Origin of the sequence: Pseudidiomarina sp. CB1 (genome assembly GCF_024752025.1) — a bacterium.
Lineage (GTDB): Bacteria > Pseudomonadota > Gammaproteobacteria > Enterobacterales > Alteromonadaceae > Pseudidiomarina.
This window is the reverse complement of sequence record NZ_JANTPU010000001.1, coordinates 596,042-612,078: the sequence shown is the minus strand read 5'-3', so window position 1 is coordinate 612,078 and position 16,037 is coordinate 596,042. Positions and strand designations below refer to the sequence as shown.

The window sequence follows — 16,037 nt, the reverse complement described above, 5'->3', positions numbered from 1 at the left end:
CATATGTGTAAAATGGTCAGCCATGCTTAAGACCCCAACCACGAGGAACTTGACGTGCAACAAACCGTAACCGACTACGTACTTTGGTATGATCACTTAGGGATGAACGATGTAGGGCGCGTGGGAGGTAAAAACGCGTCGCTTGGTGAAATGATTAGTAACCTTGCAGGCGCTGGGGTTGAAGTTCCCAACGGTTTTGCGACGACTGCTGAAGCCTTTAACGAATTCCTCGAACAATCAGGCGTAAATGAGCGTATTCATAGCTTGCTTGATGACCTCGATACCAATGATGTAAAAGCCTTAGCCGAAGCTGGGCAACAAATCCGTCAGTGGGTGATCGAGACGCCTTTCCAGCCAGCCTTAGATCAAGCGATTCGCGAAGCCTATGAAGCGCTCAGTGGTGGTAATAGCGAAGTCAGCTTTGCCGTGCGAAGTTCGGCAACAGCAGAAGATATGCCGGATGCATCGTTTGCAGGTCAACAAGAAACCTTTCTTAATGTACGTGGTATCGATGCCATCATGGAAGCCATCAAACACGTCTTTGCTTCTTTGTTTAATGACCGCGCAATTTCCTATCGCGTACATCAAGGCTATGATCATCGCGGCGTCGCGCTTTCAGCGGGGATTCAGCGCATGGTGCGTAGTGACATTGCCGCGTCCGGCGTAATGTTCACTATCGATACCGAGTCTGGTTTTAATGATGTCGTATTTATTACCTCAAGTTTCGGCTTGGGTGAAATGGTGGTGCAGGGTGCTGTGAACCCCGATGAATTCTATGTTCATAAGCCCACTTTGAAGGCTAACAAACCCGCAGTTTTGCGCCGTAACTTGGGTAGTAAGAAAATCCAAATGGTCTATTCAGACAGTCCAGAACACGGCAAACAAACATCTATCGTAGATATTCCTGCCGCGCAGGGGGCTTCATTCTCCGTTAGCGATGAAGAAGTTGAAGCGTTGGCTCGCCAGGCGGTAATTATTGAACAGCACTATGGTCGCCCAATGGACATCGAATGGGCAAAAGATGGTATCGACGGTAAGCTGTATATTGTGCAAGCGCGCCCCGAAACCGTTCAGTCAAATAAGAATAGTCAATCCGTCGAACGTTTCAGCCTCGCGCAAAAGAGTGATGTCATCGCCACCGGCCGTGCCATTGGTCAGCGTATTGGCGCCGGTGTAGCTCGTGTTTTGAATGACATTTCCGAAATGGATCAGGTGCAACCGGGCGACGTGTTAGTGACGGATATGACGGATCCTGATTGGGAACCGATCATGAAGCGTGCGGCGGCCATCGTCACCAATCGCGGTGGGCGTACCTGCCATGCGGCAATTATAGCTCGTGAATTAGGGATTCCAGCGGTTGTCGGTTGTGGCGATGCGACTGCCTTAATTAAAGCTGGTCAAGCAGTTACTGTATCCTGTGCAGAAGGGGATACCGGCTACATCTACCAAGGCGAATTGCAGTTCGACGTGAGTCGTTCGGACATTGGTGATATGCCTAACTTGCCGTTGAAGATTATGATGAATGTTGGTAACCCGGACCGCGCTTTCGATTTTGCCGGTTTACCGCATGCCGGCGTTGGGCTTGCTCGGTTAGAATTTATCATTAATCGAATGATTGGCGTGCACCCGAAAGCATTGCTGAACTTTGACCAGCAAAGTGATGAATTAAAACAGCAAATTAGTACTTTTATCGCTGGTTATGAGTCGCCACGCGAGTACTACGTAACCAAGCTCACCGAAGGTATTGCGACATTGGGTGCGGCGTTCTCACCGGAGCGTGTCATTGTGCGCATGTCGGACTTCAAGTCGAACGAATATGCGAATCTGCTTGGCGGTCGTCAGTATGAACCGCACGAAGAGAATCCTATGCTAGGTTTCCGCGGAGCATCACGCTATATCTCAGAAGAGTTTCGTGACTGCTTTGCGATGGAGTGCGAGGCGATTAAGCGTGTGCGCAATGACATGGGCTTAACCAACGTTGAGATCATGATTCCTTTTGTACGAACCCTTGAAGAAGGTCGCAAGGTCATCGAACTTTTAGCTGAGGAAGGCTTGGTGCAAGGTGAGAATGGCTTGCGGGTCATCATGATGTGTGAATTACCTTCAAATGCGCTATTGGCGGAACAGTTCCTCGATATCTTTGATGGTTTCTCCATCGGTTCAAACGACTTGACGCAGCTAACTTTAGGTCTTGATCGTGATTCAGGTGTGATCGCGCATCTGTTTGATGAGCGTAATGAAGCAGTGAAAGCGATGCTGGCCATGGCGATTCAGGCAGCGAAGAAAAAAGGCAAATATGTCGGTATTTGCGGGCAAGGACCATCGGATCATGCCGATTTCGCCCAATGGCTCGTAGAACAAGGCATCGATTCTGTGTCACTAAATCCAGACACCGTCGTCGACACCTGGCTCTACTTAGCCAAAAACAGCTAGTTAACGCTCAAACAGCGAACAACGAACAACGAAAAGAGGTGATTCACTTGGCAGATCCTGTAGTACGCGAGTTGACGGCACTTGATGATTATCCGGCTACTGAGCCCGTGTACCGTCGCTATGTGTTTGCCTTAACGCAAGCAGGATTTGCTGGTGACATCGACGATAGTTATGCAGGTCGACTGATTGCCGCCACCGATAACAGCGTTTACCAGCAATTACCGCAAGCAGTGATTTACCCACGGCATCGTGAGGACCTGCAAAAAGCATTGCAACTAGGGCAAGAGCCTGACTACCAAAGTCTGAACTTTAGCCCGCGCGGCGGCGGCACTGGGACCAACGGCCAGAGCTTGAGTAACGGGATTATTGTTGATCTCAGCCGTTACTTTGACGGCATTACTGAGACTGACACCGAAGCTGGTTGGGTACGCTGCCAAACCGGTGTCGTGAAAGATGCGCTAAATGATGCAGTACGCGCTGGCGGCTGGTTCTTTTCGCCTGATCTATCGACCAGCAATCGCGCCACTATCGGTGGCATGATTAACACCGACGCTTCAGGACAAGGTTCACTAGTCTACGGTAAAACCAGCGACCATATTCTCGAGTTAGAAGCCGTATTGATTAATGGCGAAGTGATCAACACAACGGCCATTCCGCTTAAAGAAGCTGAGCGCCTTGCGGCGGGTGATAGCCTGGAAGCCGCTCTGTATCGCCAAGCATTGGCAAGTTGCGTGGAAAAACGCCAAGCAATTGAAGCGAAATTTCCACCATTGAACCGCTTCCTAACCGGTTATGACCTCAAACATTGCTATGATCCTGAGCAACAAACCCTTGACCTTTCGCGTTTACTCGCTGGCTCAGAGGGGACACTCGCGTTCATCACCGAAGCCAAACTGAATTTAACTCGAATTCCACGTCACAAAGTCCTGGTCAACATTTCTTATCGGGATTTTGATGCTGCGCTACGGCACGCTCCGGTATTAGTAAAAGCGCAGGCAACCTCAGTGGAAACTATTGATAGTACGGTGTTGGATCTTGCCCGCAACGATATCATCTGGCATCAAGTACGCGATTTTGTTGCGGAAGGCGACACTGGCGAGCCGATGGCTGGTATCAACATGGTTGAATACACAGCAGTTGAAGCCGCAGAGTTGGAAGAGAAGTTAGCGACGTTGTTAGCAACGCTCGATAGTGAGCTTAGCGGCGGACCGGCAACGCATGGTGTGGTCGGTTACAAGGTCTGCCGTGACAGTGTCAGTATTCAAACCGTTTATGCCATGCGCAAGAAGTCGGTAGGTTTATTAGGTGCGGTCAAGGGTGAGCGTAAACCGATTGCTTTTGCCGAAGATACTGCAGTGCCGCCAGACGCCTTGGCCGATTTTATTACTGAATTCCGGCAATTACTTGACGCTCATGACTTGCACTACGGTATGTTTGGTCACGTTGATGCGGGGGTTTTGCACGTACGCCCAGCGCTGGATATGAAAGTCCCTAAAGATGAAGCCTTATTGCGCAAGATTAGTGACCAAGTCGCTGCATTAACGGCAAAGTATGGTGGGCTAATGTGGGGGGAGCACGGTAAAGGTTACCGCTCCGAGTATGCGCCGACATTTTTTGGTGCGGAACTGTATCCCGAATTGCAAAAAATCAAAGCCGCATTTGATCCGGACAACCGGCTTAACCCGGGTAAATTGGCGACACCGTTTGGTCATGCGACCGCACAATTGGTATCGGTCGATGCGCGTAAACGTGGTTACTATGATCGACAGATCCCGGCGACCGTGCGCGAAGATTATCAGGCAGCCATGAATTGCAATGGTAATGGCTTATGCTTTAACTATGCTGCAGACTCGCCAATGTGTCCTTCATTTAAAGCCACTGGTGATCGCCGCATGTCACCAAAAGGGCGGGCAAGCTTGATCCGTGAATGGTTACGGTTGAATAGTGAGCAAGGGCTTGATGTGAGTCAGTCACCTAAGCCCCGTGCAGAGCTGTTGAAAGAAAGGAAACCACGTTTCTCACGAGATTTTAATCACCAAGTTAAAGCGTCGATGGATGCTTGTTTAGCCTGTAAAGCTTGTGCCAGCCAATGCCCAGTAAAAGTAGACGTACCGTCGTTTCGTGCGAAATTTTTAGCTTGGTATTATCAACTTTACCGTCGGCCGCAACGGGATTATTTGGTGGCTAGTATTGAGCGCACCGCGCCACTCATGGCGCGTTTGCCGCGTTTGTTTAACACCTTTACCCATAATCCCCTGAGTCAATGGCTGATGCAGAAAACCCTTGGCTACGTCGATACTCCTAAGTTATCGGTGCCCAGCCTTCATAAGCGTTGGCGTCAGCAGCAGTGGTCAGCGGGAAGTTGTGAAGACCTGTTGAAGTTAAGCCGTGAGAGAAGGCAACAAACAGTCGTGATCGTACAAGATCCTTTTACCAGCTTTTACCAAGCGGAAGTTGTTGAAGCATTTGGTCGAGTGATCACAAAACTTGGCTATCAGCCTTATCTGTTGGACTTTATTGGTAACGGAAAGGCGCAGCACGTGAAAGGGTTCTTGTTGGAGTTCACCAAGACTGCGACGCGCGTTACTCGTCAGCTCAACCAACTAACGCAGGCTGAGTTCAGTCTCGTAGGTGTAGATGCGTCGACAGTGTTGTGTCTGCGTGACGAATACCTTGATTACGCCGAAGAGCGAGTTGAATTCGAAGTACAGTTGCCACAGGAATGGCTAGCCAAAGTCATGTCCAACTCAGAGCAAGAAACAACAAAGATCAAAGCAAGTGAAGCTGCTGAACTCTTTTTACATTGTACGGAGCAAACAGCACTACCAACGAGTGCGAAGCTGTGGCAACAAGTGCTGCGCAGTGTCGGCGTTGAAGCACAAGCCGTGGCGACAGGTTGTTGTGGTATGGCAGGTACTTACGGCCATGAGGCTGAGCAACAAACGTCGAGTCAAAAGCTATTTGAATTGAGTTGGCGTGAACCGCTAGCTGCAAGCCAACAACCATTGGTTACGGGCTTTTCCTGTCGCTGCCAAGCGGGGCGGTTTGCCGATAACGCACAGTCAAAAAACAAAAAGCTGCAGCAGGTGCAACACCCACTACAGCTTTTGGCAGAGCGCTTGAATTAATTTTAAGCGCTTTGTTTCGCCGCTTTTGCCTTGGCAATCACTTCTCGCGCAAGTTCGTCAGCGATTTGCCCCGTTGGGCGTTGTTCTGCTGCAGAACGGGTGAAAATGGTGTCGAGAGTGTCGTAAATATCACGTACACGTTTATCCGTTTCTTCACGACTCATTTGCGCAGCTTCGCTGCATACGTGGATCACGCCACCAGCATTAATCACGTAATCTGGTGCATACAGAATGCCCATATCCATGACCTTTTGGTCGTGTGCGGGGGTTGCTAACTGGTTGTTCGCACTACCAGCAATAATTTTTGCTTTGATTTGTTGCAAGGTTTGATCATTGACGGTTGCACCTAGGGCACATGGCGCATAGACGTCAACATCAAGACCGTAAATTTCATCAAGACCGACGATAGTAGCGCCAAGCTCTTGCTGCGCGCGCTGGCATGCTTCGTCATTAATATCTGTCACCCATAACTGAGCGCCTTCTTTGGCACAGTATTCAGCGAAGTCATAACCGACGGCACCGAGACCTTGAACAGCAATTTTTATGCCTTTTAAGTCGTCAGAACCAAACTTGTGTTTAGCCGCAGCTTTTAAGCCTAAGTAGGTACCTAGTGCAGTGTGTGGCGATGGGTCGCCTGCTTTACCTTCGGTTCCAGCAACATGGGAAGTTTCTTCAGCAACAATTGCGATATCACTGGTGCGAATGTTTACATCTTCAGCGGTGATGTAACGACCACTTAGCGACTCGACGAAACGGCCATAAGCACGGAAAAGTTCAGGCGACTTAATGGTCTTAGCGTCACCAATGATAACGGCTTTACCGCCACCCAATGGTAAGCCGGCGAGGGCGCTTTTATAAGTCATACCACGTGATAAACGTAAGACATCAGTTAAAGCTTCGCTTGAATTCGCGTAGTTCCATAAACGTGTACCGCCAAGCGAAGGGCCTAGAGTGGTGTCGTGAATAGCGATAATAGCTTTAAGTCCAGTTTCTTTATCGTGACAAAACACGACTTGCTCGTGTTGGTCGAACTCTTGATGCTCAAATAGAGACATGAGTGATGTTTCCTCGTTCATCCCAAAATTGCGCGCACATTAGCATTTTCAAATTGTCTGCGCTAGTGAATAAGAGAAAATAATACGTTTACGTCAACGTAAACTATTGCAAGCAAAGTTTACAGTAATTCGGACTTTGCCGTTTGGCGCTTTCGAGTTAGTATTGTGACACTGTTTTTAAGAAGGGAAGTAGTACAACGATGGCGGATCAACAGCAGCCTGAATTAACTGAAGAAGAAGCGTCAGCTTGGGTTCGTGAGCAATTTCAAGCGGCGAACAAATATCTAGCCGAAAATGGCATCATTACTGATCGCGTACTCACCAAAGAATCACGTTATCTGGTGCCTTATGTCGCAGTGTGGAAATTTACCACGCAAGATCGTAAGGAACTTTGGCTGGTGAACGGTGATGTGCCTACGGATGTTGTCGGTGCGAAAGCTGCGAAAGATGCACGCGAAGCATTGCGTCACATTGCGTTGCAGTGGCAGTTAAAAGCCCAAGCTATTATTGATGACCCTAAAGCGCAACAAGATGACGAACAAATTAAGTATGCGCAATACTTAGTGAGCCGTGCAGAGGGGATTCACGACGCGGTGCAAACAGAGAAGTTGTGGCAGTAGGCGCGAGTAATTAAGCCCGCGGCTCACCGATGAATGAAGATAACGACAGTTAACGGTATTCATAAGAGTTAGCTGTCGTCCTCCTCTGCGACCTCTTGAACTAAATACAAAACTCCCTGCTGAACCAGTTCTACCAAGCATTCACACGCCTGACGATCCCCAAGTATGTGATCCAAGTGGGCCAATGGTTGTTCCGAACGTAACTCTAACAATGCGGTGGTGGCGCGTTCGTTTAGCTGCGGAAGTATTTCGCCATTGCTATAAAGCCCCCCAGTGGGACTGCGCAAGATTCGCGCTCCTGGTGTACGCCCAATAAGCATGTCGGTGCTGGCATAACTTAATAATTCATTGGCGCTGAGTGTATTCTCTGCCGCCGCTAATGGCCGTTTTGACTGGGACATTACACGCGTAATTGCATCGGCGCCGATCGTTGTTTGCAATTGCGTGATGAGTAACTCACGTACTTGCATAATTTCTTGCGTCTGAACTTGGTAGGAGGACGACGCAGTAGTTAACTCTGGATCTTGATAGCGTGGGAAGCTTAGTTCAGAGGCCAATAGCTGGTCGGCAATTTGGGCTAACCACTCAGCACTGTTTGGCGCACGAAAGCCCACCGAATAGTTGATACTTGGTTCGAGCGCAATACCATTGTGGGGACAGCCTGCTGGAATGTACAACACGTCACCAGGTTCCAGAATAGCGTCGATGACGGCATCAAACTGACCGTTCTCAAGTTGTTTTAAATCCGGGTGTGGGCAAACTTCAACAAGATTTGAAGTCCTTTCACCAACTCGCCAATGCCGGCGACCACCGCCTTGAATGATAAACACATCGTATTGATCGAGGTGTGGTCCGACGCCACCATTTTCCGTAGCGAAACTCACCATAACATCGTCTACCCGCCAGTCGGGTAAAAAGCGAAAGGCCGATAAAAGCTCTTGGACTTCGGGGAACCATTCATTAACGGCCTGTACCAATAGCGTCCAATCCGCATCGCCAAACCGTTCATAATCTTCGAACGGACCATGCTCAACATCCCAGCCGTTGTTAACTTGGCGAATGATACGAGCATCAACGGCTTCTTCCATCGCCAGTCCAGCGAGCAGTTCCGGCTCTATCAAATCGGCAAAATTGGCAAAGCCGTTACGTAGAAGTAACGGCTTCTTTTGCCAGTGATTGGCAAGGAAATCAGCGCTATTAAGGTTAAGTTTCATCATCTCAAGCTAAATCGTCAACAAACTGAACGGCACGACCGATATAAGACGCTGGGGTGAGCAGTTTCAATTCGGCTTTGACAGTTTCAGGTAAATCTAGCGAATCGATAAAGTCAGCCATTGCAGCTTGATTGACACGTTTGCCGCGGGTCAACTCTTTTAGTTTTTCATAGGGCTTTTCGATACCATAACGGCGCATCACTGTTTGAATCGGCTCGGCTAAGAGCTCCCAATTTTGATCAAGTTCACGCATAAGGTTATCGGCGTTGACTTCGAGCTTGCTAATACCCTTTAGTGTTGCTTGGTAGGCAATCAGTGCGTAAGCAAAACCAACACCTAAGTTGCGTAACACAGTCGAGTCCGTAAGGTCACGCTGCCAACGGCTAATCGGCAGTTTGCTCGCTAAATGTTGCATGATAGCGTTCGCAATACCGAGATTCCCTTCGGAGTTCTCAAAATCGATTGGATTCACTTTGTGTGGCATGGTCGATGAGCCAACTTCACCTTCAATGGTGCGTTGCTTAAAGTGATTTAACGCAATATAGCCCCATACGTCACGGTTGAAGTCGATAACGATCGTGTTAAAACGTGCTACCGCGTCATACAGTTCGGCGATATAGTCGTGGGGCTCGATCTGCGTTGTATAGGCGTTCCAGGTTAAGCCTAATGAGGTTACAAACTGTTCAGCGACGTGGTGCCAATCAACATTCGGGTAGGCTGCTAAATGCGCATTATAGTTGCCTACCGCGCCATTGATTTTACCCAGCAATGGCACGTTGGTGATTTGTGCTAATTGCCGCTCCAGACGTACATAGACATTCGCCATTTCTTTACCTAATGTCGTCGGCGTCGCTGGTTGGCCATGCGTTCGTGCCATCATTGGCACCGCTTTGTTGGCTACAGCCAGCTTTTTAATTGCAGCACTTAAGTCTTGCATGATCGGCAGCATAACGTCCTGCAAGGCTTCGCGTAACATTAGGGCATGTGAGAGGTTATTAATATCCTCTGAAGTACAGGCAAAATGAATAAACTCGGTCACTGCGTGCAGCTCAGGAACTTCGGCAACGCGTTCTTTGAGGAAGTACTCAACAGCTTTGACGTCATGGTTGGTCGTGGCTTCAATTGCTTTGACACGTTCAGCATCAGTTTCGTTAAAGTTGGCGATCAAATCTTCCAAAAATGCATTTGCTTGCTCAGAAAATGCCGGGACTTCACTAATTTCGTTAACTTTTGCAAGCTGTTGTAACCAACGGACTTCGACGATCACACGTTGGCGGATCAGGCCATACTCACTAAACATCGGGCGTAGAGCTGCAGCTTTAGAGCCATAGCGTCCGTCAACGGGAGAAAGTGCGGTCAAAGCGGATAATTGGGTCATGTCGAAGACTCCGAGTTAGGTCGATTTGGGTTACTAATACGAATAAGGTCAAGGGCGGTCGAGACCATACGGCGCCGCGATAGCACAAAATGACGGCGCTTACCGCCGACTTGACGCCAAAGAATAGCGCTACGAATCGCAGCTAACAGTAATGCGCGTATTTGATTTTGTACGTTCTTTTGCTGTAACAAATCCGGCTTACCATGAATCTGGAGCGGGCGGCCGAGAGGTGAGATAAAGTCACTGTAAGCACCTGCCATACCCGTGAGAATGGTGTCGTGTTCGAATTGAAAATCGTGTTGTTGACGCTGTAGTTGATTAATTCTCTGGCCCAGCGCCGTGACCGCTTTCTCGTTACGCTCAAAACGTCGGGCGAGAGCAAGTACACCCACCATATAGCGGGTGATTTCCACGTCTTTATTACGCGTCGCACCAATTTGTGCCAGTAGAACTTTCAGGCCGAAGTTCAGGTTGGTGACGTCGCCGTAGATTGCACTAAAACTTTCAGGGTCTTGTTCAAGAACGCTTTGCAAGAGGGCATCGCGTTCGAACTCTTCGCTAAGCTGGCCATGTCGTGCAAGCTGTTTTACGGCGGCACAAGCTTGTGCGATGGCTGCCAGTGCGAGGGTTCGTTGTTGCCACTCGTTCACAGCAGAACCTCATGGTCGGCAATGCGCGATTCGATGATACCGCCGCCAAGACAGACGTCGTCAAGGTAAAACACTGCCGATTGCCCTGGGGTAACGGCGGCTACGGGCTCGGCAAATTCGACCTGTACTTTGTTGTCGCCAATTACTTTTAACTGGCAAGCTATATCGTGTTGGCGGTAGCGCGTTTTCACCACACACGAAAGAGTATCTTGAGGGCCAATCCGATCGACCCAGTGCAGTTGACCGGCGATGAGGCCCTTGGAAAACAGTCGCGGGTGATTTTTACCTTGCGCGACAATAAGCACATTACGCGCAACGTCTTTATCCACGACATACCACGGTTCGTCGCCGGCATTCGCCAGGCCGCCAATATGAAGACCTTTGCGTTGGCCTAGGGTGTGGTACATCAATCCCTCGTGTTCGCCGAGAACTTCACCATCGACATTTTCAATTGGGCCAGGGCGAGCGGGCAAGTAGGTTTGCAGAAAGTCTTTAAATTTGCGTTCGCCAATAAAGCAAATCCCAGTCGAATCTTTTTTATCAGCAGTAACTAAGTCCTGTTCTTCCGCAATTCTGCGAACTTCAGGCTTTTCTAACTCGCCAACAGGGAAGAGTGTTTGCGCGACATGTTCGTGCGACAAAGTGTATAAGAAGTAACTTTGATCTTTGTTGTTATCAAGGCCGCGTAACAGTTGAAATTTACCGTTATGTTCACGCCGTCGGACATAATGGCCGGTCGCAATATAATCCGCGTCTAATGCCTCAGCGGCAAACTCAAGGAACGCTTTAAACTTAATTTCTTTATTACACATGATGTCTGGATTGGGCGTTCGTCCGGCACGGTATTCCTCAAGGAAGTACTCGAACACGTTATCCCAATACTCTGCGGCGAAGTTGACGGTGTGGAGCTCGATGCCCAGCTTGTCGCACACAGCTTGAGCATCGGCGAGATCTTCCGCCGCAGCGCAGTATTCGTCGTTGTCGTCTTCTTCCCAGTTCTTCATGAACAAGCCTTCAACTTGATAGCCTTGTTGTAACAACAGGTAAGCGGACACCGATGAATCGACGCCACCTGACATACCGACAATGACTTTTTTATCTGCGTTCGCCATAACAACCTTTACTCCAAAAATTTCGCGCGAATTCTACCACACTGGCGGTACTTCGCGCCACTGACCAGGCTGTAAACCTGCGAGGCGCCAAGGGCCTATCGCTGCGCGAATCAACCGTAAGGTAGGGTGGCCAATTGCAGCTGTCATACGGCGAACTTGTCGATTTCGTCCTTCACGAATGGTGAGGCATAGCCACTGATCAGGGACTGACTTGCGTTCTCGAATGGGTGGGTTGCGTGGCCAAAGGTTATCGGGCTCATCCATACGTATGACGTCGGCTGGCAAGGTCATACCATCATTGAGCTCAACACCATCAGCGAGCTGCTGTAACGCTTCATCACTGGGAATACCTTCAACTTGTACCCAGTAGGTTTTCGGTAATTTGTGCTTGGGATGGCTAATTTTGTGCTGCAGCGAACCGTCATTGGTTAACAAGAGCAGGCCTTCACTGTCTTTATCTAAACGTCCAGCAGGGTATACATCGTTAAATGGAATATAAGGCTTCAAGGTTGCGTCATCAGCATCCCCCGAGAATTGCGTGAGAACGCCGTAGGGCTTGTTAAACAGAACGAGTTTAGGGTTCGCTGGGCGATGGTGCTCGGACGCTTGTGGGGTTTTGCTGCGTCGGCTCTTGCGGCGAAAGGGACGAGCCCCTGGAGTGCTTTTCTTTGGCATAGACTTATCAGTGTCGCTTAGAATAATGTTAGAATATGAGCTAGGTCGCAAAACATAAGTATAAAGGAAAAAGTGCGCATGCAGGACTCAAAACCGAATGATCCGCAAAAACAAGCTACTCAAATCGATAACTTTGCTGCAGCTCTTCGTGGCGAAGTTCCTTTAGCGGTAGGTGATGTTATCCAACGTAGTTGGGATATCACGCTGCGTGCGTTACCCATGATGCTACTTGGTGTGGCGGTGTTGATCATTATGAATGGTGTGGTATCGGGTATTGCTGAGTCAGTTTTTCCGATGGAGCAAGACCAACCCGATCCACGTAATTCGATCTTCCAATCGTTGCTGAGTATTATTTTTGTCGCGCCGTTTACCGCTGTCGTGACCTTGATGGGATTGAAAAATGCGCGGGACGCGAAACCTGGCCTCGAATGTTTTGCTGAGGCCCTACGTTGTTTGCCACAAGTTCTAGCCATTACCTTCATCATGAGCGTTGTGGTGATGATCCTCGCCGCTTTATTTTTCTTCATTTTTGGTATCGGCGCTACAGCTGTGTCGTTAGTTCTCGTGACCGCTATTTACTTCCAATTCGCGTTTTTATTAGCGATACCTCTGGTGTTGGAACGGGGGCTTACCATCAGTCGAGCAATCATTGCTTCGTTCTTAGTGATGAATAAAAAGATGTTCACTGTGCTCGGCATCTACGTCGTGCTGTTTATTATTATATTTATTAGTGCATTACCACTTTTCTTAGGGCTAATATTCACGTTCCCGATGAGCTTTAACGTTGTGGGTGTCATCTATAACCGGCTTATTGGCGTACCCAATTCTAATGCTGAACTTGAACAGCAACCGAATGAGGCTCAACTTTAGGAGACTGCATGTTACGTATTGTATTAATTATGCTTGCTATTTTAGCGGTCGCTGCTGCTGTGGTGGCGCCGACGGCACTCCATTTAGCGAACCCTTATCGGCTTTATGACAATGTGGTGCCGGCAAAGGATATAGCAATACAGGCCCCGCGCGTAACCTCGTTGCCAGACTTTAGTCAATACCAACAAGTTGCGGACAAGAAAAAGGCGTTCTTTGACTTTCTTGCACCGTTGGTTGCTGCCGAGAATGCACGTATTGCTGAGCACCGTCAAGGATTAGACGCGCTACACACTAAATGGCTATTTAACCCGAACTCGCTTACGCGAGAGCAACGCAGTTGGCTTGCTTATTTGGCTAAACAATACCGCGTCGACTTTAGTCTTGAGAGTATTGAGGCGGCAGAGGAAACCTTTGAACTATTGATTCGGCGCGTTGATGTCGTTCCGGAAACCTTGGTTTTGGTGCAAGCGGCGAATGAATCTGCGTGGGGTACTTCACGATTTGCACTTGAAGCACTCAATCTTTTTGGTCAATGGTGCTTCACCGAAGGTTGTGGTTTGGTCCCACAGGCGCGCGGCGATGAGGCGGTGCACGAAGTGCGCAAGTTCTCGTCTGTTAACGACTCAATTGCAAGTTATATGCGTAATTTGAATACCCATCCGGCTTATTTCGAACTGCGCTCCTTACGTGTTGAGCAACGCTTGTTGGGACGCGATATTCGTGCGTTAGACCTAACGCCAGGCTTGTTAAGTTATTCTGAACGTGGTGAAGCCTACGTCGAGGAGCTTAACGCAATGATTCGCGTGAACCGCCCGTTGATTCTTGCTGCTCTCGCTGATCCAGCTAATGAAGATGGGCCCGTTGCCGAGCCCGGCTTTTCCGGCCTAGATGACGAACAAGCTACACGCTCAAATTCCGCACCTGAATAACCCCAAGGCGGTCATTGCTGGCCGCTTCATCTTCATCTTCCTCACTGCGATAGTTGAGAAAATCATTCGGCACACTGTGGTCGAACGCAGTGTCGCCCTGTTCGTTGACTAATCCATCGGCAGTAATGTTCTTAAAGTCAAACAGTTGGTTATCGGCAAGATGCGATGGCACTACGTTTTGCATGGCTGTGAACATACTTTCGATGCGCCCCGGATATTGACGATCCCACTGGCGCAACATGTCTTTGATGACCTTGCGTTGCAGGTTTTCCTGCGAACCACACAAATTACAGGGAATAATAGGAAATTGCTGATAGTCTGCGTAACGTTCGATATCTTTTTCGCGAACATAAGCGAGCGGTCGAATCACAACATGCTCACCATTATCGCTGACCAATTTGGCTGGCATTGATTTCATTTTACCGCCATAGAACATGTTCAACATCAGCGTTTCGACCATGTCATCGCGGTGGTGACCCAAGGCAATTTTGGTTGCCCCAAGCTCCTTTGCGACACGGTAGAGAATGCCACGCCGTAAGCGAGAGCATAATGAGCAAGTAGTTTTTCCGGCTGGAATTTTTTCTTTTACAATGCTGTATGTGTCTTCTTCGATAATACGGTAGTCGACACCTTCATTTTCAAGATAATTCGGCAATACATGCTCAGGGAAGCCTGGTTGCTTTTGGTCTAAGTTCACTGCGACAAGCGAAAACTGAATCGGTGCAATTCTTTGCAAGAAACGTAGTATAGCAAGGAGGGTATAGCTGTCTTTGCCGCCTGACAGGCATACCATAATTTTGTCGCCATCTTCGATCATGTTGAAGTCTTCGATGGCACGTCCAACGTGGCGGCGCAGACGTTTCTCCAACTTGTTGAAGTTGTAACGTTGTTTCTTATCGCTGTCGCTAAGGCTTGCTGAACTCATAAAACATTTCCACCCAAACTAACTATCAAAGCGCCTCACGCGCAAAAAAGTGGGCGGATTATACCTTAACTGGCGATTCAAATCCCGCCGGTTTTACAGCTAATAAATCGCAGTTAATTTGTTCAATAACATGTTCCGCGGTGTTACCTAACAATGCTGCACTAAAACCTGTGCGACCTATTGTGCCGAGCACAACTAATTCGGCATCAAGCTCTTCCGCAAGCTCTGGAATAACTTGCTCGGGTAAGCCTTCGCGGACATGTTGCTGGGCGAGGGTAATGTTAAATTGTTCGGCGTGCGCAGCAAGTGCTTTTTGATGGTTTTCGGCAATAACTTCGCGATAATTAGCGGTGTCAAACTCAGGTATTTCGGCCGCAATAGTCACTGGAGCACCAGGATAGGCGTTAACGAGGTGTACTTCGCTATGTAGGCACTTGGCGAAGCGTTGCGCCGATTCGGTAATTCGTGTGTTTAAGCTATCGTGATGCTCACTTTCACCGGTGGTATGAATCGCCGCAAGAATTTTACCGTTTTCCGGCCATTCATGTTCTTTAACCAATAACACTAAGCACGGAGCTTTGCGTAATAGGTGCCAGTCTGTCGGTGTGAAAATAAGGTGAGCTAAACCTTCGTGAGGGTGCGTCGCTTTCACAATGATGTCGTGTTGGCCGTTAATTGCCGTTTCAATAATGGCTTCATAGGGGCGGTTGTGCCACAACACCTTGATGTCGATTTGCAGGTCGCGAGTGTTGTAATCTTCCAATAAATCGGTAATCCATACGCGGCGATCATTAATCAGGCTGTCACGCATGGTATTACGTTCTTCAGCAGCCAGCATGGTGGTCATTTCATAAGAAAAGTCATAGATCGAAAGCATTAGGGTTACTTTCGCTTGGCTAATCCGCGCTAAGTGCAAGGCGCGATTGAGCGCTTTTTGCTGTTGTTTGTCTGGATCGAGAACAACCAAAATAGAGTTGACGCACGACATCTGACACCTCACGTTGAAGCACATTGGTAAATGTCAGTTTAGTCAGAAAAAGCGCTGTAA

Annotated in this window: 13 protein-coding genes; 5 read left to right on the top strand and 8 right to left on the bottom strand. The window is 48.7% G+C overall.

All coding sequences use genetic code 11. The features are described 5' to 3' along the window. Positions 1–54 precede the first annotated feature (54 nt). Both ppsA and NV375_RS02865 read left to right on the top strand, forming a co-directional pair. Positions 55–2,433: a phosphoenolpyruvate synthase gene (gene ppsA / locus NV375_RS02870; protein WP_258806883.1), complete on the top strand. Its 2,379-nt coding sequence runs from the start codon at positions 55–57 to the stop codon at positions 2,431–2,433. 47 nt (positions 2,434–2,480) lie between these two features. Further along, positions 2,481–5,561: an FAD-binding and (Fe-S)-binding domain-containing protein gene (locus NV375_RS02865; protein ID WP_258806882.1), complete on the top strand. Its 3,081-nt coding sequence runs from the start codon at positions 2,481–2,483 to the stop codon at positions 5,559–5,561. Between the two features lie 2 nt (positions 5,562–5,563). Here NV375_RS02865 and NV375_RS02860 read toward each other — a convergent pair whose 3' ends face one another. Next, positions 5,564–6,616, bottom strand: coding sequence for a Glu/Leu/Phe/Val dehydrogenase dimerization domain-containing protein (locus NV375_RS02860; RefSeq protein WP_258806881.1), 1,053 nt, complete (start codon positions 6,614–6,616; stop codon positions 5,564–5,566). A gap of 200 nt (positions 6,617–6,816) precedes the next feature. Here NV375_RS02860 and NV375_RS02855 point away from each other — a divergent pair, with 200 nt between their 5' ends. Further along, complete coding sequence (locus NV375_RS02855) at positions 6,817–7,236, top strand: DUF4826 family protein (RefSeq protein WP_258806880.1); 420 nt, start codon at positions 6,817–6,819, stop codon at positions 7,234–7,236. A 68-nt stretch (positions 7,237–7,304) separates the two neighbouring features. Here NV375_RS02855 and NV375_RS02850 read toward each other — a convergent pair whose 3' ends face one another. From NV375_RS02850 to NV375_RS02830, 5 genes are read right to left on the bottom strand one after another with little or no spacing between them, the layout of a single operon-like run. After that, on the bottom strand, positions 7,305–8,453 hold the full coding sequence (locus NV375_RS02850) for a cupin domain-containing protein (protein ID WP_258806879.1): 1,149 nt from the start codon (positions 8,451–8,453) through the stop codon (positions 7,305–7,307). 1 nt (position 8,454) lies between these two features. Next, on the bottom strand, positions 8,455–9,828 hold the full coding sequence (gene purB, locus NV375_RS02845; RefSeq protein WP_258806878.1) for an adenylosuccinate lyase: 1,374 nt from the start codon (positions 9,826–9,828) through the stop codon (positions 8,455–8,457). Continuing rightward, on the bottom strand, positions 9,825–10,478 hold the full coding sequence (gene hflD, locus NV375_RS02840) for a high frequency lysogenization protein HflD (protein WP_258806877.1): 654 nt from the start codon (positions 10,476–10,478) through the stop codon (positions 9,825–9,827). Before hflD ends, purB begins: the two co-directional genes overlap by 4 nt. Then, positions 10,475–11,590 carry a tRNA 2-thiouridine(34) synthase MnmA gene (gene mnmA, locus NV375_RS02835; RefSeq protein ID WP_258806876.1) on the bottom strand — a complete coding sequence of 372 codons (1,116 nt, stop codon included), beginning with the start codon at positions 11,588–11,590 and terminating at the stop codon, positions 10,475–10,477. Before mnmA ends, hflD begins: the two co-directional genes overlap by 4 nt. 33 nt (positions 11,591–11,623) lie before the next feature. After that, positions 11,624–12,265, bottom strand: coding sequence for a pseudouridine synthase (locus NV375_RS02830; RefSeq protein ID WP_258806875.1), 642 nt, complete (start codon positions 12,263–12,265; stop codon positions 11,624–11,626). Positions 12,266–12,343: 78 nt separating this feature from the next. On the opposite strand from NV375_RS02830, the gene NV375_RS02825 reads away from it, so the two are divergent. Both NV375_RS02825 and NV375_RS02820 read left to right on the top strand, forming a co-directional pair. Beyond that, positions 12,344–13,135 carry a hypothetical protein gene (locus NV375_RS02825; protein WP_258806874.1) on the top strand — a complete coding sequence of 264 codons (792 nt, stop codon included), beginning with the start codon at positions 12,344–12,346 and terminating at the stop codon, positions 13,133–13,135. 8 nt (positions 13,136–13,143) lie between these two features. Next, the gene (locus NV375_RS02820; protein WP_258806873.1) at positions 13,144–14,064 is read left to right on the top strand and encodes a glucosaminidase domain-containing protein; all 921 of its coding nucleotides are present in this window, start codon (positions 13,144–13,146) and stop codon (positions 14,062–14,064) included. Here the strand turns inward: NV375_RS02820 and ttcA are convergent. Together ttcA and uspE are read right to left on the bottom strand one after the other, a co-directional pair. After that, positions 14,036–14,989, bottom strand: coding sequence for a tRNA 2-thiocytidine(32) synthetase TtcA (gene ttcA / locus NV375_RS02815; protein WP_258806872.1), 954 nt, complete (start codon positions 14,987–14,989; stop codon positions 14,036–14,038). The two genes, NV375_RS02820 and ttcA, sit on opposite strands and share 29 nt — an antisense overlap. A 58-nt stretch (positions 14,990–15,047) precedes the next feature. Then, positions 15,048–15,977 carry a universal stress protein UspE gene (gene uspE / locus NV375_RS02810; RefSeq protein WP_258806871.1) on the bottom strand — a complete coding sequence of 310 codons (930 nt, stop codon included), beginning with the start codon at positions 15,975–15,977 and terminating at the stop codon, positions 15,048–15,050. Positions 15,978–16,037 lie beyond the last annotated feature (60 nt).

Excerpts from the sequence above, each read along its gene's own strand:
- NV375_RS02860 (WP_258806881.1), bottom strand. The coding sequence starts at position 6,616 with ATGTCTCTATTTGAGCATCAAGAGTTCGACCAACACGAGCAAGTCGTG.
- NV375_RS02855 (WP_258806880.1), top strand. The coding sequence starts at position 6,817 with ATGGCGGATCAACAGCAGCCTGAATTAACTGAAGAAGAAGCGTCAGCT.
- NV375_RS02850 (WP_258806879.1), bottom strand. The coding sequence starts at position 8,453 with ATGATGAAACTTAACCTTAATAGCGCTGATTTCCTTGCCAATCACTGG.
- purB (WP_258806878.1), bottom strand. The coding sequence starts at position 9,828 with ATGACCCAATTATCCGCTTTGACCGCACTTTCTCCCGTTGACGGACGC.
- mnmA (WP_258806876.1), bottom strand. The coding sequence starts at position 11,590 with ATGGCGAACGCAGATAAAAAAGTCATTGTCGGTATGTCAGGTGGCGTC.
- NV375_RS02830 (WP_258806875.1), bottom strand. The coding sequence starts at position 12,265 with ATGCCAAAGAAAAGCACTCCAGGGGCTCGTCCCTTTCGCCGCAAGAGC.
- NV375_RS02825 (WP_258806874.1), top strand. The coding sequence starts at position 12,344 with ATGCAGGACTCAAAACCGAATGATCCGCAAAAACAAGCTACTCAAATC.
- NV375_RS02820 (WP_258806873.1), top strand. The coding sequence starts at position 13,144 with ATGTTACGTATTGTATTAATTATGCTTGCTATTTTAGCGGTCGCTGCT.
- ttcA (WP_258806872.1), bottom strand. The coding sequence starts at position 14,989 with ATGAGTTCAGCAAGCCTTAGCGACAGCGATAAGAAACAACGTTACAAC.
- uspE (WP_258806871.1), bottom strand. The coding sequence starts at position 15,977 with ATGTCGTGCGTCAACTCTATTTTGGTTGTTCTCGATCCAGACAAACAA.